The sequence below is a fragment of the Pseudomonas morbosilactucae genome (genome assembly GCF_023241665.1).
Taxonomy (GTDB): Bacteria; Pseudomonadota; Gammaproteobacteria; order Pseudomonadales; family Pseudomonadaceae; genus Aquipseudomonas; species Aquipseudomonas morbosilactucae.
In genome coordinates this window covers 1-19,293 of record NZ_JALQCX010000082.1, presented here as the reverse complement: position 1 = coordinate 19,293, position 19,293 = coordinate 1, and the positions used below count along the sequence as shown (strand labels likewise).

Below are 19,293 nucleotides of genomic sequence, written 5' to 3'. Positions count from 1 at the left end.
TGCCCCATCTGATCTGTGATTCTCGCCTGCCAAAAGGCCACGCTGCTAGATAAAAGCCCCGTAAACATTGAATGAACGGTGAAAAAAGACGTTTATCGGCGGGTGTGAAAAAGCCCTTGCAAACGATGTATTACGGTATACCATCAGACCTACAAACTCATAAAAACCCGCGTTACAGCACCGAGGTACGAGCCAATGATCGACGCCGCCATCTACAAACAAGTCATGGGTTCGTTCCCGTCCGGAGTCACCGTCATCACCACCCTGGACGACGACGGGCAAGTCGTGGGCCTGACCGCCAGTGCCTTCAGCTCGCTGTCGATGGAGCCAGCCCTGGTGCTGTTCTGCCCCAACTACAGCTCCGACTCCTACCCGGTGCTGATCAAGAACAAGCGCTTTGCCATCCATGTGCTGTCCGGCGGGCAGCAGAACGAAGCCTATGCCTTTGCCCGCAAAGGCAAGGACAAGGCGCAAGGGATCGAGTGGACCTTGAGCGAACTGGGCAACCCGCTGCTGAACAACGCCAGCGCCATCATCGAATGCGAGCTGTGGCGCGAATATGAAGGCGGCGACCACGCCATCATGGTCGGCGCAGTGAAAAACCTGATCGTGCCGCAACAAGGCGTCAGCCCGATGGTGTACTGCAACGGCAAAATGGGCGCCCTGCCCCTCGTGGCCTGAACCGCACCAACGCGAAGCGCCCAACCTCTGTGGGAGCCGGCTTGCCGGCGATGGCGATCTCACGGGCGCTATCGCTGGCGAGCCAGCTCCTACATAAGCCTGCGCCTACAAACGGCGAGTGCCGCAATACCCTGGGGTGACGCTCTGCGTCCAACCTCTGTAGGAGCCGGCTTGCCGGCGATGGCGATCTCACAGGCGCCATCGCTGGCAAGCCAGCTCCCACATAAGCCTGCGCCTACAAAGGGTGAGTGCCGCAATGCCCTGGGGGTGACGCTCTGCGTCCAACCTCTGTAGGAGCCGGCTTGCCGGCGATGGCGATCTCACGGGCGCTATCGCTGGCAAGCCAGCGCCTACATAAAGCCTGCGCCTGCAAAGGGTGAGTGCCGCAATGCCTTGGGGGTGACGCGAAGCGTCCAGCCTTTGTAGGAGCCGGCTTGCCGGCGATGGCGAGCTCATGGGCGCTATCGCTGGCAAGCCAGCTCCTACATAAACCTGCGCCTGCAAAGGGTGAGTGCTGCAATGCCCTGGGGGTGACGCGAAGCGTCCAGCCTTTGTGGGAGCCGGCTTGCCGGCGATCGCGATCTCATGGGCGGTATCGCTGGCAAGCCTGCGCCTACATAAGCCTGCGCCTACAAAGGGTGAGCGCTGCAATGCCCTGGGGGTGACGCTTTGCGTCCAGCCGCTGTAGGAGCCGGCTTGCCGGCGATGGCGATCTCACGGGCGCTATCGCTGGCAAGCCAACTCCTACATAAGCCTGCAGCTACAAAGGGTGAGCGGTGCAGGTGATGCGGAGCGTGGGAACGATCAGGCCGGCAGTCAGGTGCGGAAGCGGCTGACCAGTTGGTTCAGGGTCTGTGACAGCGCGGTCAGGCTTTGCGCGTCTTGGCGGGTGGAGTCGGCAAGGTCGGCGACCAGTTGGGCGTCGCCGTGGATCTGGCTGATGTGGCGGTTGATGTCTTCGGCCACTTGATGTTGCTCTTCAGCGGCAGTGGCGATCTGGGTGTTCATGTCGCGGATCACGTCCACCGATTCACGAATCAATTCAAAACTGGCCCGCGCCTCATTGATGGACACCACGGTCTCTTGGGACACCTCCAGGCTGGCATGCATCTGCTTGCCCATCTGGTGGGTGCGCCGCGCCAGATTGCCCAACAACCCGTCGATCTCACCGGTGGAATCCGCGGTGCGTTTGGCCAGTGCCCGCACTTCGTCGGCCACCACGGCAAAACCGCGCCCTTGCTCCCCGGCACGGGCGGCTTCGATGGCGGCGTTGAGCGCCAGCAGGTTGGTCTGCTCGGCAATCGAACGGATGGTGCCGAGGATCGACTGAATATCGTTGCTGTCCTGCTCCAACTGCTGCATGGCCTCGGCGGACTGGCCGATCTCCTGGCTCAGGCGCCCGACGTTGCTCACCGCCGCATCGATCTGGGTCTGCCCGGTGTGGGCCTGGCGCTGGCCGTTGTCGGCGGAGTCGGCGGCCTGGCTGCAGGAACGCGCCACTTCATTGGAGGTGGCGACCATCTCATGGAACGCCGTGGACACCATGTCCACCGCTTCACGCTGGCGGGCGGCGACATCGGCCAATTCCACGGATACCTCGGTGGAGCTGCCGGAGGTGCTGTGGATCTGCCCCGCCGCCTGGCCGATGCGCTGGATCAAGGTGCGAATGGCCTCCAGGAACTGGTTGAACCAGCCCGCCAATTGCGCGGTTTCATCCTGACCGCGCACCGCCAGGCGTGCAGTCAGGTCCCCTTCGCCCTGAGCGATGCCTTCCAGGCCGCTGGCCACGCCCCGGATCGGCTTGACGATCAGCCCGGCGAAAAAACGCACCGGCCGCTGCGAACAACAGGCCACACACCAAGGCGATGGCGGCGATGATCCAGGTCAGGCGCGTGGCCGAAGCCATCACTTCACTTTCCCGGACCATGCCAATAAAGCGCCAGCCCAGGGTGTCCGACGGCCAGACATGGGCCATGTAGCGTTCACCCCCCAGTTCCAGCTCCACCAACCCTTTGCCGGCCTTGGACAGTTGGACGTAACCGTCCCCCAGCTCGCTGAGTTTCTTGAAGTTGTGCTCCGGCTGATGGGGGTCCACCAGTACCTGGTCGTTGCCTTCCAGCAGCATCAGATAACCGCTGTCCCCCAGCTTGATCTGCTTCACCAGGTCGGTGAGTTGCTTGAGGGAGACGTCGATGTTCACCACCCCGCCGCTCTGGCCCAGGCGATTGGCAAAACTGCGCACGGTGCTCACCAGCACCACGTCGTCGGCCGCCCAATAGTAGGCCGAGGTGCGCAGGGTCTTGCCCGGCTGGGCCATGGCGGCCTGGTACCAGGGGCGGCTACGCGGGTCGTAGTTGGCCAGCTTGGGATCGCCGGGCCAGAACACATAACCGCCCTGCTCGGTACCCAGGGACAGGTAAGCGTAGGCCGGGTGACTCTTGGCCAGCCCGGCAAACAGGTTGAACAATTGCTGGTCCTGCTCGCCCGCGACGACTTGCGGCGCATTGGCATCCAGGTAGCGTTTGACGCCGCCATCGATGGCCTGCAATTGCGGGTGCTGCGCCAGGTAATCGACGTTCTGGCTGATGCCTTCGAAGAACAGCTGCATGGCGCTTTGCACCTGGCGGATTTCCCGCCCGCTGCTGTCCAGAAAGTTGTCCCGGGCCTCGTTACGCAGGTTGAGCACGATCATCACGGCCACCAGAATCACTGGCAGGCTGGCGATGGCGGCAAAGGCCAGGGTCAGTTTTTGTTTTATGTTCATCAAGCTCGCCTTCCTTGTCGGATGCATGCGAAGTGTCGGAGAGAAATATTTTGCAGATATTCCATATTATGGTATACCAATAATCCATCAGCCGAACAGTCGTACTCACGGTACGCTTCAGGCAGCGACAACACCCGGCAGCGCCCCGCGCTCAATCCAGGCACCAGGCCCGCAATCGACCGGCCATCAACAAAAGATCCGAGGTAAGCGAGATGAAATTTTCCCTGTTCGTGCACATGGAGCGCTGGGACGAAAGCGTCAGCCATCGCCAATTGTTCGAAGACCTGACCGAACTGACGCTGATGGCCGAGGCCGGTGGTTTCAGCACCGTGTGGATCGGCGAACACCACGCCATGGAATACACCATCTCGCCGAGCCCGATGCCGCTGCTGGCCTACCTCGCCGCCAAGACCACCACCATCCACCTGGGCGCTGGCACCATCATCGCGCCGTTCTGGCACCCGCTGCGGGTGGCCGGGGAATGCGCGTTGCTGGACGTGATCAGCAACGGCCGCATGGAAGTGGGCCTGGCCCGTGGCGCCTACCAGGTCGAGTTTGATCGCATGGCCGGCGGCATGCCCGCCTCCAGTGGTGGCCAGGCCCTGCGTGAGATGGTCCCGGTGGTGCGCGCCCTGTGGAACGGCGACTACGCCCACGACGGCGACATCTGGAAATTCCCCACCTCCACCAGCGTGCCCAAGCCGATCCAGCAGCCCAACCCACCGATGTGGATTGCCGCTCGCGACCCGGACTCCCACAACTTCGCCGTGGCCAACGGTTGCAACGTGATGGTCACGCCGCTGATGAAGGGCGACGAAGAAGTCCTCGACCTGAAGAACAAGTTCCAGGCCGCCCTGGACAACAACCCCGGCGTACCGCGTCCGCAACTGATGGTGCTGCGCCACACCCACGTGCACGCCGTGGACGACCCGGAAGGCTGGAAAGTCGGGGCCACCGCAATCTCGCGTTTCTACCGCACCTTCGACGCCTGGTTCGGCAACAAACAGACACCGGTCAACGGCTTCCTCGACCCAAGCCCGGAAGAGAAATTCGCCGGCCGCCCCGAGTTCGAACTGGAAAGCCTGCATAAAACCGCGATGATCGGCACCCCGGAAGAAATCATTCCGCGCATCCAGTACTACCAGGAACTGGGGGTCGACGAGTTCAGCTTCTGGTGCGACAACAGCCTGCCCCACGCCGAGAAGAAAAAGTCCCTGGAACTCTTTATCAAGCACGTGGTGCCAGCGTTCCGCTGAGCCCTCCCCTACACTCCCCGGTACCCAGCCGGGGAGTCTGATGGATGCCTGGCGCAGACCTCCACATCCCTTGGCTGATGCACATAAAAAAGCCCAACCGCGGACAACGCCGCAGTTGGGCTTTAGTGGGTGATTGGCGATTCAGCGATGAACCTCCGTAGTCACGCCTCAATGGTTGTAGGCGCGCTCGTTGTGCTCGGCCAGGTCCAGGCCCAGCTCTTCCACCGAATCGTCGGCGCGCAGGCCGATCAGGGCGTTGACCCCTTTGAGGATCAGCCAACTGACCACGAAGCAATACACGGTGGTCATGGCCACGCCTTTGATCTGCGCCCAGACCTGGGCGCCCAGGGTCACGCCTTCCACCAGGCCGCCCAGGGACGGCACGCAGAACACCCCGGTGAGCACGGCGCCGATCATGCCGCCGATGCCGTGCAGGCCGAAGACGTCGAGGCTGTCGTCATAACCGAAGCGGCGCTTGAGCACGGTGACGCTGAGGTAGCAGAACACCCCGCAGAGCAAACCGATAGCCAAGGCGCCACCGACGCCGACATAGGCGCATGCCGGAGTGATCCCCACCAGGCCCGCCAGGGCACCGCAGGCCAGGCCTTGGGCGCTGGGTTTGCCGACCTTGAACCACTCGGTGAACATCCAGCCGAGAATGCCCGCGCAGGCCCCCAGCTGGGTGTTGAGCATGACGATGCCGGAGGTGCCGCTGAGGCCGCCGCCGGAACCGATGTTGAAGCCGAACCAGCCGACCCAGAGCATCGCCGCACCGGCCATGGTCAGGCTCAGGTTATGGGCCGGCATCGGGGTGTTCTGGTAGCCCTTGCGCTTGCCCAGGATCAGGCAGGCGGCCAAAGCGGCGACGCCGGCGTTGATGTGCACCGCGGTGCCACCGGCAAAGTCCAGCACGCCCCAGTTGTGCATCAAGGCACCCGCACCGCCCCAGACCATGTGCGCCACCGGGGCGTAGACCAGGGTGAACCACAGGGCCATGAACAGCAGCGCGGCGGAGAACTTCATGCGCTCGGCAAAGGCCCCGGCAATCAGCGCCGGGGTGATGATGGCGAAGGTCATCTGGAAGGTCACGAACACCCCTTCCGGAATGTCGCCCACCAGGCTGTCGGGGGTCATGCCGGCGAGAAATGCCCGGCTCAGGCCGCCGACGAAACTGTTGAAGGTCACTTCACCTTCGATCATGCCGCTGCTGTCGACCACCATGCTGTAGCCGTAGATCACCCAGAGCACGCCCACCACCCCGGCGATGCCGAAGCATTGGGTGAACAGCGAGAGCATGTTTTTTGCCCGCACCAGGCCGCCGTAGAACAGCGCCAGGCCAGGCAGGCACATAAACAGCACCAGCACCGCTGCGGTGACCATCCAGGCGGTGCTGCCGGTGTTCAAGGTGGGGGCATCGGCCGCCTGGGCCAACGGCGCCAGGGCCGCGGCGGCGAGTAACAGGGTGAGTTGTTTGCCGAGAAGACGATTGACCATGTTCAAAGCTCCTGCAAATGAAAGATGGGTGTCGGGCAGCGAGCCAATAACCTCAGAACAGGGGCCTCTTGATGGGCTTGAGGGTGGAGCCTGGCCGCACCACCGTGCACGGTGACGCAGAGCGTCCCAGGCGGCGTGACCACGCCGAGCGTGGGAACGATCACAAGGACGCTCCGCGTCCCGCACCACCGTGCACGACGACGCGGAGCGGCACGGGCGGAGCGCGGGAACGATCAGTAGCCGGAACCCGGGATCCAGTTGGTGCCGGCCAGGGGCACGCGGGCCATGGCGGCGGATTCCACGGTCAGGGCCACCAGGTCCTCAGGGTCGAGGTTGTGCAGGTGCGATTTACCGCAAGCACGGGCCATGGTCTGCGCCTCCAGCACCAGCACCCGCAGGTAGTTGGCCAGGCGCCGACCGCCTTCCACCGGGTCCAGGCGCTTGGACAGCTCCGGGTCCTGGGTGGTGATGCCGGCCGGGTCGCGCCCGTTCTGCCAGTCGTCGTAGAACCCCGCCGCCGAACCGATCTTCTTCAACTCTTCATCCAGCCGTGGATGGTTGTCCCCCAGGGCAATCAGTGCCGCGGTGCCGATGGCCACCGCATCCGCGCCCAGGGCCATGGCCTTGGCCACGTCAGCGCCGTTGCGGATACCGCCCGAGACAATCAGCTGGACCTTGCGGTGCATGCCCATCTCCTGCAAAGCCTGTACCGCTTGCGGGATGGCCGGCAGGATCGGAATGCCCACGTGCTCGATAAACACTTCCTGGGTCGCCGCTGTGCCGCCCTGCATGCCGTCGAGCACGATCACATCGGCACCGGCCTTCACCGCCAGCTTGACGTCGTAATAGGGCCGGCTGGCGCCGATCTTGACGTAGATGGGCTTCTCCCAATCGGTAATCTCGCGGATCTCGGCGATCTTGATCGCCAGGTCATCCGGCCCGGTCCAGTCCGGGTGACGGCAGGCACTGCGCTGGTCGACGCCCACCGGCAAGGTGCGCATACCGGCCACCCGCTCGGTGACTTTCATGCCCAGCAACATGCCGCCGCCGCCCGGCTTGGCCCCTTGGCCGAGCACAATCTCGATGGCATCGGCCTTGCGCAGGTCGTCCGGGTTCATGCCGTAGCGCGACGGCAGGTACTGATACACCAGGTGCTGGGACTGACCACGCTCTTCCGGGGTCATGCCGCCGTCACCGGTGGTGGTGCTGGTGCCGGCAATGGTGGCGCCACGGCCCAGGGCTTCCTTGGCATTGGCCGACAAGGCGCCGAAGCTCATGCCGGCGATGGTCACCGGGATTTTCAGGTGGATCGGCTTCTTGGCGAAGCGGTTACCCAGGATCACGTCGGTGCCGCACTTCTCCCGATAACCTTCCAGCGGGTAGCGCGACACGCTGGCGCCGAGCAGCAGCAAATCATCGAAATGCGGCACCTTGCGCTTGGTGCCGCCACCGCGAATGTCGTAGATGCCGGTTTCCGCGGCACGCTGGATTTCCTGGATGGTCAGGCGGTCGAAAGTGGCGGACTCACGCAACACGGGAGCAGCTGTTTTTTGGCTGATTGGATCGCTCATCTCATTTCTCCTCGCGTGGATCAGTACGCGGACGCGTTATCGACTTTGAAGTTGTACAGCTGACGGGCCGAGCCATAGCGCTTGAAGCTGGCGGGCGACTCGTCGAAACCGGCGCGGTTGAGCAGCTCCTTGAGTTCTTCCAAGTGCTCGGCGCGCATCTCTTTTTCCACGCAGTCCGAGCCCAGGGATTGCACGCTGCCTTTGACGTAGATGCGGGTTTCGTAGAGCGAATCCCCCAGGGCATCGCCGGCATCGCCGCAGACCACCAAGCGCCCGGCCTGGCCCATAAAGCAGCTCATGTGGCCGATGCTGCCGCCGACCACGATGTCGATGCCTTTCATGGAAATCCCGCAGCGCGCTCCGGCGTCGCCCTCGATCACCAGCAGCCCACCATGGGCCGTGGCGCCGGCCGCCTGAGAAGCGCTGCCCTTGATCCGCACCATGCCCGACATCATGTTTTCCGCCACGCCGACCCCGGCGTTGCCGTGCACGGTGATGCTGGCTTTCTGGTTCATGCCGGCGCAGTAGTAGCCGGCGTGGCCCTGGATATCGATGGACACGGCCTGGTTCACCCCTACGGCGAGGTTGTGCTTGCCGTTGCTGTGGGTCACCACCCACTCGCGGTCTTCGAGGGTGTGCACCTGGTCGTGCAGGGCCTGGTTGAGGTCGCGTACCGTGGCGCTGGAAAGATCGATGGTTTTCATGTGTGTGCTCCTTAAGCCGAGGGGCGTTCCCAGATGTACATGGTGGCCGGGGCCGGTTCCCAGACCCGGGCGTGTTCGATGCCCGGCAGGCTCGACAGCGCCTGGTATTCCGAGGCCATGGCCACGTAATCGTCGGTCTCGGCGAGGATTGCCGGTTTGCAGGCGATCGGGTCGCGAATCACCGCAAAGCCGTTGCGGGTGCCAATGGCGAAGGTAAAGAAGCCGTCCAGGTCTTCCAGAGAGTGGTCCAGGGCTTCCTTCAACGAGTCGCCCTGTTGCAGGCGCCAAGTCAGGTAACCGGCGGCCACTTCGGTGTCGTTGTCGGTCTCGAACTGGATGCCCTCACGCTTGAGTTCCTGACGCAGGCGGAAGTGGTTGGACAGCGAACCGTTGTGCACCAGGCACAGGTCGGCACCGGTGGAAAACGGGTGGCTGCCCTCCATGGTCACCGCGCTTTCGGTGGCCATGCGCGTGTGGCCAATGATGTGGCTGCCCTTCATGCCCGCCAGGCCGAAACGCTGGGAAATCTCCTGGGGCAAGCCCATGCCCTTGAGGATTTCGATGCTCTGCCCGGCGCTCATGATCCGCACGCTCGGTGCCAACTCAGCCAGGGCCAGGCGCACCGGCGCCTCCTCGGCGTGAATCTTCAACACTGCGGCACTGGCGTTCTGGAACCAGTCCAGGGAGCAGCCCAGGCGCCCTTCCAACTCGCCCATCAGGGCTTTCCAGTCGTAGCCTTCGGTGGTGGCTTGCAGGGTCAACTTGACCCAACCGTCGGCCACTTCATCGCCGTAGATCGCAAACCCGGCACTGTCTGGGCCGCGGTCGGTCATGGCCTGCAGCATCGGTTCAAACAGCTTGCCGAGCTGGGATTCCAACTGCGGGTTTTTCAGATAAAGACCAACGATTCCGCACATAGAAAGAGTCCTCACTTTGTTTGGGAGCGGCGAGCTGCGAGCTTTGAGCTGCAAGCAAACCGCGTGGAATACAGGTGGGTGACACGCCGCCAAACCGCCGTGACTTGCGGCTTGACGCTTGCCGCTGTTTCTCAGAAAAATTCCGTGTACCGCGCAACCTCCCAATCACTCACATGCCGGCTGTACTCCACCCATTCCATCCTTTTGAGCTTGATGAATTCGCCGACGATCTGCGGGCCCAGGACTTCGGCGAACAGGGGGTCGGCTTCCAGGGCGTCGCAGGCTTCCTTGAGGGATTGCGGCAGGGTCTTGATGCCGCGTGCGGCGATCTGCTCCAGGCTCAGGCTGTAGAGGTTTTCGTTGCAGACGTGGTCGATTTCCAGCTGGCGGTCGATGCCGTCCAGGCCGGCGGCGATGATCGCGGCGGTCACCAGGTAGGGGTTGCAACCGGCGTCCGGCAGGCGGAATTCCAGGCGGCCGTAGGGCACGCGAACCATGGCCGAACGGTTGTTGGCGCCGAAGGCGATAAAGGCCGGGGCCCAGGTGGCGCCGGACAGCGAGTTGCCGACCACCAGGCGCTTGTAGGAGTTAACCGTGGGCGCGGCAAAGGCACACAGAGCCGGGCCGTGGGCCAGCAGGCCAGCGGCGAAGTGGTAGGCCAGTTTCGACAGGCCCATGCCGCTCGGGTCGCTGGCGTCATGGAACAGGTTCTTGCTCTCGGCGCTGCTGATGGACAGGTGGAAGTGCATGCCGTTGCCTGCCCGCTTCGGGTCCGGCTTGGGCATAAAGGAGCAGATCATCCCCAGGTCGTTGGCGATCTCGCCGGCGGCCATGCGGAAGAAGGTGAAGCGGTCCGCCGAGGTCATAGCGTCGCTGTAGGTGTAGTTGATCTCGAACTGGCCGTTGGCGTCTTCGTGGTCGATTTGGTAGATCTCGAAGTCCACCTGCTGCAGGGCTTCGGTCAGGCGCTCCAGGAACACCCGCGAACGGGACAGGCCCTTGTAGTCGTAGCAAGGCTTGTCGAGGTTGTCGCTGGGGTCCACCAGTTGCAGCTTGCCGCCTTCGTCGCGGCGCATCAGGTTGAATTCCGGCTCCAGGCCGGTGTTCAGGGTCCAGCCCTTTTCCGCCAGGCGTTCGACCTGTTGCTGCAACACGTAGCGGCTGTCATAGGGATGGGGTTGGCCATCCACGTGACCGATGCAGACCACGCGGCCGTAACCGGGTTGCCAAGGCACCGGGGTCAGGGTCGACAGGTCGCCGCGGGCCATGAAGTCCGGCCCGTGGGGTTGCATGCCCATGCCGCTGATGGCGAACCCGGCAAAGCCCGCGCCCTCCTCGGCCACCGCCTTGAGCCCGCACACCGGTACCGATTTGGTCTTAGCCGCACCATGAATATCGACAAACTGCGCGAGCACGTATTTGATGCCGTGCTTGTCGATGATGCGCTGGGTTTCTGCTGGCAACATTGCTCGTCACTCCTCGCGAAAGGCAAACCATTGTGGAAGGGCTATAACCGTCTTTATTCCCTAAAAGAAAGTTAGTTTCCTGTAGAGAATGCAAAGCCCTTGCCAGAGTTGCCCAATCGCCAGAGATACCCAGAGCCCTGCGCTTTTGTGCTGTATATATGGGAAAATTCTTTTCCCTGTGGGAATACCGCCCGAACCGTGTCGGGTGGCAGCGACGGATTGCACTTTCCTAGTGCGAAACTAATATTACCGAACAGAAATTGTGCAGAGCCTGATGACCATGCCGACCGAACCCGAACCCCGCCTCAAGCTCGAGCAGTACTTGGGCATGCAGATCAAGCGCCAGCGCCTGGCCCAGGACTTGAAGCTGTCCGACGTGGCGAAGATTGCCGATATCAGCCAGGGCATGTTGAGCAAGATCGAGAATGCCCAGGTCTCCACCAGCCTCGACACCCTCAGCCGTCTGTGCGATGTGCTGGGCCTGCCCATGTCCAAGTTGTTCAGTGAATACGATCGCCAGGGCGGCAGCGCCTTGCTGGTCAAGGCTGACCAGGGCATGGAGGTGGTGCGCCGTGGCACCGAGAAGGGCCATACCTATCACTTGCTCAACCACACCCGGGGGCCGAAGAAGAGTTTCGAGGCGTACATGGTGAGCATGGATGACGCCAGTGAGGAATTTCCGACCTTTTCCCACCCGGGAACGGAGTTTTTGCATTTGCTCGAAGGTGAGCTGATTTACCGTCATGGCAATCAGTTGTATCGGATGGAGGCCGGGGACAGTTTGACGTTTGAGGGGGAAATTCCCCATGGGCCGGAGCAGTTGGTGCAGGTGCCGATTCGGTTGTTGTCGATCATGAATTATGGGACGGATAAGGAGTGAAGCGTTCGGGGGCGGGGCCTCGCCCAGGCTCGGCATGCCCGCTCTCCGGCCAGCGGGGTTAACGGGACGACGATCAAGATCACCAGCCAGACCAAGACCTCTCGTTCCCACGCTCTGCGTGGGAATGCCGCCCCGGACGCTCCACGTCCAGCTTGAGCCTCCCCCCTTTAGCCCCCCGCAATAAATTCCCCTCAGTTAAAAAACTTTCACAAAAACCCTGGACGCGAACCGGGCATTGGCTTTATAAAGCCGACACACAGGAATATTTTATTCCCCATAAGAAACCTCGCCATGGATGAGCCGGGTTTCCCCTCGTTGTCTTTTTTCGCCCTGCGAAGTGCTGCCGCCACCTTCCCGAGGACGTGTCATGCAACACGCGAACAACCCTTTCATCATCAAGATCACCTGTCCCGCGGTGTCCGGTATTGTCGCCGCCGTGACCACTTACCTGGCGGATAACGGTTGCTACATCGGGGAGATGGCGCAATTCGACGACGAGTTCAACGGGCGCTTTTTCATGCGTGCGGTGTTCCGTTTCAACAGCGGCCATGTTGGCGATATCCAGCAACTCAAGGCCGGTTTCGAAGCGGTGGCCGGGGCCTTTGACATGACCTGGGAACTGCACGACACCCGCGAACCGATGCGCGTGCTGTTGATGGTGAGCAAATACGACCACTGCCTCAGCGACCTGTTGTACCGCCATCAGAAAGGCGAGATGGACATGACCATCACCGCCATCGTTTCCAACCACCTGGAACTGCGGCCGATGGCCGAGCGCGAGGGCATTCGTTTTATCTACCTGCCGGTGACCAAGGACAGCAAGGCCCAGCAGGAAGCCGAGCTGATGCGCATCGTCGATGACACCCGCACCGAACTGGTGGTGCTGGCGCGCTACATGCAAATCCTCTCCGACGACCTGTGCAAGCAACTCTCGGGCCGGGCGATCAACATCCACCACTCATTCCTGCCCGGCTTCAAAGGCGCCAAGCCTTATCACCAGGCGTACCAACGTGGGGTGAAGCTGATTGGCGCCACCGCCCACTACGTCACCAGCGACCTCGACGAGGGTCCGATCATCGAGCAGGAAGTGCAGCGGGTGGACCACGTCTACCTGCCCGATGACCTGGTGGCCATCGGGCGCAATACCGAAACCGTGGCCCTGTCCAAGGCGGTGAAATACCACCTGGAGCACCGGGTTTTCCTCAACCAGGACAGAACGGTGATTTTCCGGTGAACAGCCCCACATTGATTGACGGCAAGGCCGCCTCGGCCCAGGTGCTGCTGGAGGTCCGGGATCAGGTTGCAGGCCTGCAGCAGATGGACATCCAGCCGACCCTGGCGGTGATCCTGGTGGGCCATGACCCGGCCAGCCAGGTCTATGTGCGCAACAAGATCCTGCGCGCCGAAGAGGTCGGCATCCGCTCCCTGGAACATCGCCTGCCCAGCGACACCAGCACCGAACAACTGCTCAACCTGATCGCCAACCTGAATGCCGACCGCTCGGTGCACGGCATCCTCCTGCAACTGCCGTTGCCGGCCCACATGGATGAACTGCGCGCCTTGCAAGCCATCGAGCCGGCCAAGGACGTCGACGGTTTTCACAGTGACAACGTCGGCGGCCTGAGCCAGGGTCGCAAAGTGCTGACGCCCTGCACCCCCAGCGGCTGCCTGTACCTGTTGCAGCAGACCCTGGGCAGCCTGGCCGGCAAGCACGCGGTGGTGATCGGCCGTTCGAACATCGTCGGCAAACCCATGGCCGCCCTGCTGCTGCAAGCCGACTGCTCGGTGACGGTACTGCATTCCCGCAGCCACAACCCGCAGGCCCTGTGCCGCCAGGCCGACATCGTGATTGCCGCCGTCGGCCGCCCGCACTTGGTCGACGCCCACTGGCTGAAACCCGGGGCCGTGGTGATCGACGTCGGCATCAACCGCATCGACGACGATGGCCGCAGCCGCCTGGTGGGCGATGTGGACTTTGCCAGCGCTTTGTCCACCGTGTCCGCCATCACCCCGGTGCCCGGCGGCGTCGGCCCCATGACCATCGCCTTCCTGATGAAAAACACCGTCACCGCAGCCCTTATGCAGCACCAGGCACAACGCAGCCAATCGGAGGCCCTATGCCATTCAATCTATTGAAATACGGCCTGAGTTCGGAGTACCCGGTGGAAGTCGATTTGCCGCCGCCCAAGGACCTCAAGGCACGCTATGACGTGGTGATCATCGGCGCTGGCGGCCATGGCCTGGCCACCGCCTATTACCTGGCCAAGTACCACGGCGTGACCCACATCGCCGTGCTGGAAAAAGCCTACCTGGGCGGCGGCAACACCGCCCGCAACACCGCGGTGATCCGCTCCAACTACCTGACCAGCGAAGGCGTGAAGTTCTACGCCGAGTCGGTGCGGATGTTCCAGAACCTGTCCAATGAATTCGATTTCAACATCATGTATTCCGAGCGCGGCCAACTGACCCTGGCCCACACCGATGCCACCGTACGCTCGTTCCGCCAGCGGGCGGAAGTGAACAAGCACTTTGGCGGGCGCACCGAGATGATCGACCGCCAGCAGATCCGCGAGCTGGTGCCCAGCCTCAACCTCGACCCCGGCCACCTGCCGGTGCTCGCCGGGCTCTGGCACATCGACGGCGCCACTGCACGGCACGACGCCGTGGCCTGGGGCTACGCCAAGCAGGCGGCCAAGCGTGGGGTGGAAATCCATCAGCTCACCGAGGTGCAGGACCTAGTGATCGAGCACGGCGCCATCACCGCGGTGAAAACCAATCGCGGCACCATCCAGTGCGGTTGCGTGGTCCAGGCCGTGGCCGGCCACAGCTCGCTGCTGATGGCCAAGGCAGGGATTCGCTCGCCGATCCAGACCTTTCCTCTGCAGGCGATGGTCACCCAACCGTTCAAGCCGTTCCTCGACCCGCTGGTGAGTTCCTCGGCCCTGCATTGCTACGTGCAGCAGACCAGCCGCGGCGAAGTGGTATTTGGCGGCGGGTCCGACCCCTACCCGCTGTTCAACACCCGCTCCACCCTGGACCTCAAGGAAAGCCTGCTGGCCCACGCCATCGAAATGTTCCCGTTCCTGGCCAACGCCAAGCTGATGCGCCAATGGGCCGGGATCACCGACATGACCCCGGACTACAGCCCGATCATGGGCCTGTCGCCGGTGAAAAATTACTACCTCGACGCCGGTTGGGGCACCTGGGGGTTCAAGGCCACGCCGATCTGCGGCAAGACCATGGCCGAACTGGTGGCCAGCGGCGGCCAGGTGCCGGAGCTGATCAAGCCCTTCGGCCTGGAGCGCTTTTCGACCTTCCAGCAAGTCAACGAAATGGGCGCCACAGCGGCCAGCCACTGACGGAGAGCGACGGATGAAAATCATGATGTGCCCGCTCAACGGGCCCCGCAATATCAGCGAATTCACCTACGGCGGCGAGTTCAAGGCCATGCCCGACCCGGTCAACTGCAGCGACGCCGAATGGGCCGACTACGTGTTCAACAGCGACAACCTGGCCGGCGTGGTGCGCGAGTGGTGGATGCACACCCCCTCCAGCTACTGGTTCCTGGCCGAGCGCCACACGGTGAGCGACCAGATCCTGCGCACCTTCGACCCCAAGGAACTGTTCAGCACCCGCGTTGAATTCAGCGCCGCCCAGGAGATTGCCGGATGAACCGCCTACCCGCCCCCATGGGCTTGCTGATCGACCGCGCCCAACCCCTGGATTTTTCGTTCGACGGCCACGGCTACCAGGGTTTCCACGGCGATAGCATTGCCAGCGCCCTGCTCGCCAACGGGCGTTTCCTGCTGTCGCGTTCATTTAAATACCACCGCCCACGGGGCCCGCTGAGCATGGCTGGGCAAGACGCCAACAGCCTGGTGCAACTGCCCCAGGAGCCCAATGTGCTGGCTGACGCCCACCCGCTGAGCGCCGGCTTGCAGGTCAGCGCGCAGAACGTCAACGGCTCCCTGGACAACGACCGCGACGCCTACATGGGCAAGTTCTCCAAGTTCATGCCGGTGGGTTTCTACTACCGCGCCTTCTACAAGCCCAAGGGCATGTGGAAGGTCTGGGAACCGATCATCCGCAAAAAGGCCGGGCTCGGCGTGCTCGACCTGAAGTTCCAGCCTGAGTACTACGACAAGGCCTACCTGTTTACCGACGTGGCGGTGATCGGCGCCGGGCCTGCCGGCCTGCAAGCGGCCCTGACGGCGGCCAATGCCGGGGCCCGGGTGTTGCTGATCGAACAGCAACCGCTGCTCGGCGGCTCCCTGACCTACGCGCGCTTCGACATTGAAGGCAAGAAAGCCGATCGCTTGCGCCAGGACTTGCTCGCGGCGGTTGAGCAACACGCCAATATCCAGGTGCTGACCGACGCCACCTGCAACGCCTGGTTCACCGACAACTACCTGCCGGTGATCCAGGGCAAGCGCCTGTACAAGGTCCGTGCCCAGCAGTGCCTGGTGTGCAGTGGCGCCTTCGACCAGCCGGTGATTTTCCGCAACAACGACCTGCCCGGGGTGATGCTGACCAGCGCCGCCCAGCGGCTGATGAAACTCTACGCGGTCAAGCCGGGCAAACGCGCGGTGGTGCTCACCGGCAATGACGACGGCTACCTGGCCGCCCTTGACCTGCACGACCAGGGCGTGGACGTGGCGGCCGTGGTGGACCTGCGCAATGCCCCCGCCGACTCCAGGCTCTTGACCGCCCTGGCCGGCCGCAAGATCCCCTGCCTCAGCGACAGCACGGTGTACGAAGCCCTGCACGAAAAAGGCCTGCGCCATGTGAACGGCGTCGAGGTGCGCAAGATCACCGCCCAAGGCCAGGTCGCCGCCAGCGGCCAGCGCCTGGACTGCGACCTGTTGTGCATGTCCGCCGGTTACATGCCGGTCTATCAACTGCTGTGCCAGGCTGGCGGCAAGCTGGCCTACGATGACCAGCGCGCCGAATTCACCTTGAGCGGCCTGCCGCAGAACCTGACCCTGGCCGGCTCGGTGAATGGCCGCCACAGCCTGGACAATGTGATCGCCGACGGCGTCAATGCCGGCGCCGACGCCGCCCTGGCCCTCGGTCTGCAGGTGAACCCGCAGCGAGCGCCCCTGGCCGGCGAAGCCCGGGTCAACTTCAACTGGCCAATCTTCCCCCACCCCAAGGGCAAGGATTTCGTCGACTTCGACGAAGACCTGCAAGTGGCCGACATCGTCAACGCCACCAAGATCGGCTACCGCGACGTGCAGCTGGTCAAGCGCTACTCCACGGTGGGCATGGGCCCATCCCAGGGCCGGCATTCGGCCTTGCCCACCGCGCGCCTGGTGGCCTGGGCCACCCAGCGCAACATCAGTGAGACCGGGGTCACCACCGCCCGGCCGCCGTTTGTTGCCGAGAAGCTGGCCCATGTCGCCGGCCGTGCCTTCGACCCGTACCGACAGACGCCGATGCACGCCCGCCACCTGCAGGCCGGGGCGAAGATGATGCCCGCCGGTATCTGGCAGCGCCCGGCCTATTACGGCCCGGCCAAAGACCGCGAAACCTGCATGCAGAACGAGGCCCTGCACGTGCGCAACAAGGTCGGCATCATCGACGTCTCGACCCTCGGCGGCCTGGACGTGCGCGGCCCGGACGCCGCCGAACTGCTCAATCGCATGTACACCTTTGCCTTCCTCAAGCAGCCGGTTGGCCGCTCGCGGTACGCCTTGATGACCAACGAGCACGGGGTGGTGATCGACGACGGCGTGTGCGCGCGGTTTGCCGAGAACCACTTCTACGTCACCGCCACCACCAGCGGCGTGGACCGCATCTACCAACAGATGCTCAAGTGGAATGCTCAATGGCGCCTGGATGTGGACGTGGCCAACGTCACCGCCGCGATCTGTGCGGTCAACGTGGCCGGGCCGGACTCACGCAAGGTGCTGGAGCAGGTGTGCAGCGACCTGGATTTGAGCGCCGAGGCCTTCCCCTATCTGGGCGTGCGCCAGGGCACCGTGGCCGGGATCAAGGCGCGGCTGTTGCGGGTCGGGTTTGTCGGCGAACTGGGTTATGAAATCCACGTGCCGGCGCGTCACGGCCTAGCCCTGTGGGACGCCTTGATGGCCGCCGGCAAAGCCTTCGACATCCGCCCGTTCGGCGTGGAAACCCAGCGCCTGCTGCGCCTGGAAAAAGGCCACGTGATCATCAGCCAGGACACCGACGGCATGACCCACCCGGCAGAGATCGACATGGGCTGGGCGGTCAGCCGCAACAAGCCATTCTTCGTCGGTCGACGCTCGGTGGACATCCTCGAAGCCCAGCCGCTGAAGCGCAAACTGGTGGGCTTCACCTTGCCCCAGGGTAGCCTGCAACCGCTGGAGGGCCACCTGGTGCTCAACGGCCCGGACATCAGCGGCAACGTCACCTCCTGCGAATACTCCGCCAGCCTGGGCAAAGTCATCGGCCTGGCCTACGCCAGCATCGACCAGAGCACCCCGGGGATGCGCATTCCGATCCGCGTCGAAGGCGGTGTGGTGGTCCAGGCCGAGGTGGTGAAGCTGCCCTTTTTCGATCCCGACAACCAGCGCCAGGAGCTTTGAGTCATGACCAGCCTGAATGAGCAACACCCCGTTGGCCAACGCGCCCTGGCGCCCTTGCCGAGCTGCACCTTGAGCGACCTGACGGACCTGCCCCGGGTGGGTTTTCGTGGCGCCCACAGCGCCGCTTACCTGAGTGGTCGGGGATTTACCTTGCCCGACGCGCCGAACCGCGCCGTGGCCCAGGACGATGGCGGTCAGGTGGCGCGGTTGTCACAGACCGAGTACCTGCTGCTGGGCAGCCCCGAGGACCAGGGCCAGCGCATCGCCGATGAAGAGGCGCGCTGGGAGCTGGACCACCAGGCCAACTACCTGTTGCCGCGCCAGGACAGCCACGCCTGTTTCCAATTGACCGGCGAGTACCTGGGTGAAGTCATGGCCAAGCTCTGCGGGGTCGACCTCAGCCCCCGGGTGTTCGGCCCGGGCGCCGTGGCCCAGACCTCGGCGGCGCGGATCAACGTGATCGTGATCAACAGCAGCACCGCGCAACACGCGAGCCTGCACCTGCTCTGCGACCGAGCGTCGAAGGCGTATTTTCGCGAAGCGCTGCTCGATGCCCTGCAGGAATTCAACGGCGGGTCACTCTAGCGATCGCGGTCGTGCGGCCCGCCCCCTTGCCGGCGATGGCGATTTCGAGGGCCTCATCGCTGGCAAGCCAGCGCCTACAAAGCCAGCGGGCGCTGGCCATAATTGGCGGCAGGTGTGGGCTTGCAAGCTTCAGTGCCCCTTGTAGGAGCCGGCTTGCCGGCGATGGCGGTTTCAAGGGCCCTATCGCTGGCAAGCCAGCTCCTACAAAGAACAGCGGGCGCTGGTCATAATTGGCGGCAGGTGGTGGGCGCAAGCTTCAGTGCCCTTGTAGGAGCCGGCTTGCCGGCGATGGCGTTTTCAAGGGCATCATCGCTGGCAAGCCAGCTCCTACAAAGGCAGCGTTCTACCAAAGCACGGCCGGCGTCTAGGGGGTGGTGTACGGCCGTGCGGTTGCGGCCGGCGGATTTGG

The 19,293-nt window shown here is 63.5% G+C and carries 16 protein-coding genes and 2 pseudogenes; 9 read left to right on the top strand and 9 right to left on the bottom strand.

From position 1 onward, the window contains the following. Positions 1–195 precede the first annotated feature (195 nt). Positions 196–681 carry a flavin reductase family protein gene (locus M1B35_RS30760; RefSeq protein WP_123335736.1) on the top strand — a complete coding sequence of 162 codons (486 nt, stop codon included), beginning with the start codon at positions 196–198 and terminating at the stop codon, positions 679–681. An 816-nt stretch (positions 682–1,497) separates the two neighbouring features. Here M1B35_RS30760 and M1B35_RS32490 read toward each other — a convergent pair. The 3 genes and pseudogenes from M1B35_RS32490 to M1B35_RS32480 form a co-directional block, all read right to left on the bottom strand. After that, a complete protein-coding gene (locus M1B35_RS32490; RefSeq protein WP_425273462.1) occupies positions 1,498–2,202 on the bottom strand; it encodes a methyl-accepting chemotaxis protein in 705 nt (234 codons plus the stop codon). 201 nt (positions 2,203–2,403) lie between these two features. Then, positions 2,404–2,469 (bottom strand): annotated as a pseudogene (locus M1B35_RS32485) (hypothetical protein); the annotation flags it as partial. A 202-nt stretch (positions 2,470–2,671) separates the two neighbouring features. Further along, positions 2,672–3,289 (bottom strand): annotated as a pseudogene (locus M1B35_RS32480) (cache domain-containing protein); the annotation flags it as partial. 368 nt (positions 3,290–3,657) lie between these two features. On the opposite strand from M1B35_RS32480, the gene M1B35_RS30750 reads away from it, so the two are divergent. Beyond that, positions 3,658–4,701, top strand: coding sequence for an LLM class flavin-dependent oxidoreductase (locus M1B35_RS30750; RefSeq protein ID WP_123335731.1), 1,044 nt, complete (start codon positions 3,658–3,660; stop codon positions 4,699–4,701). A gap of 168 nt (positions 4,702–4,869) precedes the next feature. Here the strand turns inward: M1B35_RS30750 and M1B35_RS30745 are convergent, their stop codons facing one another. From M1B35_RS30745 to glnT, 5 genes are all read right to left on the bottom strand, one after another. Then, positions 4,870–6,195 carry an ammonium transporter gene (locus tag M1B35_RS30745; RefSeq protein WP_268263941.1) on the bottom strand — a complete coding sequence of 442 codons (1,326 nt, stop codon included), beginning with the start codon at positions 6,193–6,195 and terminating at the stop codon, positions 4,870–4,872. A 233-nt stretch (positions 6,196–6,428) separates the two neighbouring features. Next, entirely contained in the window at positions 6,429–7,766 is a 1,338-nt protein-coding gene (locus M1B35_RS30740; RefSeq protein ID WP_123335727.1) for an FMN-binding glutamate synthase family protein, read from the bottom strand. Positions 7,767–7,786: 20 nt separating this feature from the next. Then, positions 7,787–8,470, bottom strand: coding sequence for a GltB/FmdC/FwdC-like GXGXG domain-containing protein (locus M1B35_RS30735; RefSeq protein WP_268263940.1), 684 nt, complete (start codon positions 8,468–8,470; stop codon positions 7,787–7,789). Positions 8,471–8,481: 11 nt separating this feature from the next. Continuing rightward, positions 8,482–9,387, bottom strand: a complete 906-nt coding sequence (locus tag M1B35_RS30730; protein WP_268263939.1) for a class II glutamine amidotransferase — start codon at positions 9,385–9,387, stop codon at positions 8,482–8,484. A 131-nt stretch (positions 9,388–9,518) separates the two neighbouring features. Then, positions 9,519–10,853 (bottom strand): type III glutamate--ammonia ligase, encoded by a 1,335-nt coding sequence (glnT, locus tag M1B35_RS30725; RefSeq protein WP_123335721.1) that lies wholly within the window; start codon positions 10,851–10,853, stop codon positions 9,519–9,521. 274 nt (positions 10,854–11,127) lie between these two features. Between glnT and M1B35_RS30720 the strand changes: the two genes are divergently transcribed. The 7 genes from M1B35_RS30720 to M1B35_RS30690 all read left to right on the top strand — a co-directional run bounded on the left by M1B35_RS30720 (position 11,128) and on the right by M1B35_RS30690 (position 18,884). Next, positions 11,128–11,733, top strand: a complete 606-nt coding sequence (locus M1B35_RS30720; protein ID WP_123336117.1) for a helix-turn-helix domain-containing protein — start codon at positions 11,128–11,130, stop codon at positions 11,731–11,733. Between the two features lie 367 nt (positions 11,734–12,100). Beyond that, the gene (gene purU / locus M1B35_RS30715) at positions 12,101–12,967 is read left to right on the top strand and encodes a formyltetrahydrofolate deformylase (RefSeq protein WP_268263938.1); all 867 of its coding nucleotides are present in this window, start codon (positions 12,101–12,103) and stop codon (positions 12,965–12,967) included. Beyond that, positions 12,964–13,869, top strand: coding sequence for a bifunctional methylenetetrahydrofolate dehydrogenase/methenyltetrahydrofolate cyclohydrolase FolD (folD, locus tag M1B35_RS30710; protein WP_268263937.1), 906 nt, complete (start codon positions 12,964–12,966; stop codon positions 13,867–13,869). The genes purU and folD overlap by 4 nt, the downstream gene beginning before the upstream one ends. Continuing rightward, the gene (locus M1B35_RS30705) at positions 13,851–15,092 is read left to right on the top strand and encodes an FAD-dependent oxidoreductase (RefSeq protein ID WP_123335715.1); all 1,242 of its coding nucleotides are present in this window, start codon (positions 13,851–13,853) and stop codon (positions 15,090–15,092) included. Before folD ends, M1B35_RS30705 begins: the two co-directional genes overlap by 19 nt. Before the next feature lie 13 nt (positions 15,093–15,105). Next, positions 15,106–15,405, top strand: a complete 300-nt coding sequence (locus M1B35_RS30700; protein WP_123335713.1) for a sarcosine oxidase subunit delta — start codon at positions 15,106–15,108, stop codon at positions 15,403–15,405. Further along, entirely contained in the window at positions 15,402–18,299 is a 2,898-nt protein-coding gene (locus M1B35_RS30695) for a 2Fe-2S iron-sulfur cluster-binding protein (protein WP_268263936.1), read from the top strand. The genes M1B35_RS30700 and M1B35_RS30695 overlap by 4 nt, the downstream gene beginning before the upstream one ends. 3 nt (positions 18,300–18,302) lie before the next feature. After that, positions 18,303–18,884, top strand: coding sequence for a sarcosine oxidase subunit gamma (locus M1B35_RS30690; RefSeq protein WP_268263935.1), 582 nt, complete (start codon positions 18,303–18,305; stop codon positions 18,882–18,884). A 224-nt stretch (positions 18,885–19,108) separates the two neighbouring features. Here the strand turns inward: M1B35_RS30690 and M1B35_RS30685 are convergent. Further along, the coding region (locus M1B35_RS30685; RefSeq protein ID WP_268263934.1) for a hypothetical protein at positions 19,109–19,293 on the bottom strand (185 nt) is incomplete at its 5' end.

Excerpts from the sequence above, each read along its gene's own strand:
- M1B35_RS30760 (WP_123335736.1), top strand. The coding sequence starts at position 196 with ATGATCGACGCCGCCATCTACAAACAAGTCATGGGTTCGTTCCCGTCC.
- M1B35_RS32490 (WP_425273462.1), bottom strand. The coding sequence starts at position 2,202 with ATGGTCGCCACCTCCAATGAAGTGGCGCGTTCCTGCAGCCAGGCCGCC.
- M1B35_RS30750 (WP_123335731.1), top strand. The coding sequence starts at position 3,658 with ATGAAATTTTCCCTGTTCGTGCACATGGAGCGCTGGGACGAAAGCGTC.
- M1B35_RS30745 (WP_268263941.1), bottom strand. The coding sequence starts at position 6,195 with ATGGTCAATCGTCTTCTCGGCAAACAACTCACCCTGTTACTCGCCGCC.
- M1B35_RS30740 (WP_123335727.1), bottom strand. The coding sequence starts at position 7,766 with ATGAGCGATCCAATCAGCCAAAAAACAGCTGCTCCCGTGTTGCGTGAG.
- M1B35_RS30735 (WP_268263940.1), bottom strand. The coding sequence starts at position 8,470 with ATGAAAACCATCGATCTTTCCAGCGCCACGGTACGCGACCTCAACCAG.
- M1B35_RS30730 (WP_268263939.1), bottom strand. The coding sequence starts at position 9,387 with ATGTGCGGAATCGTTGGTCTTTATCTGAAAAACCCGCAGTTGGAATCC.
- glnT (WP_123335721.1), bottom strand. The coding sequence starts at position 10,853 with ATGTTGCCAGCAGAAACCCAGCGCATCATCGACAAGCACGGCATCAAA.
- M1B35_RS30720 (WP_123336117.1), top strand. The coding sequence starts at position 11,128 with ATGACCATGCCGACCGAACCCGAACCCCGCCTCAAGCTCGAGCAGTAC.
- purU (WP_268263938.1), top strand. The coding sequence starts at position 12,101 with ATGCAACACGCGAACAACCCTTTCATCATCAAGATCACCTGTCCCGCG.
- M1B35_RS30705 (WP_123335715.1), top strand. The coding sequence starts at position 13,851 with ATGCCATTCAATCTATTGAAATACGGCCTGAGTTCGGAGTACCCGGTG.
- M1B35_RS30700 (WP_123335713.1), top strand. The coding sequence starts at position 15,106 with ATGAAAATCATGATGTGCCCGCTCAACGGGCCCCGCAATATCAGCGAA.
- M1B35_RS30695 (WP_268263936.1), top strand. The coding sequence starts at position 15,402 with ATGAACCGCCTACCCGCCCCCATGGGCTTGCTGATCGACCGCGCCCAA.
- M1B35_RS30690 (WP_268263935.1), top strand. The coding sequence starts at position 18,303 with ATGACCAGCCTGAATGAGCAACACCCCGTTGGCCAACGCGCCCTGGCG.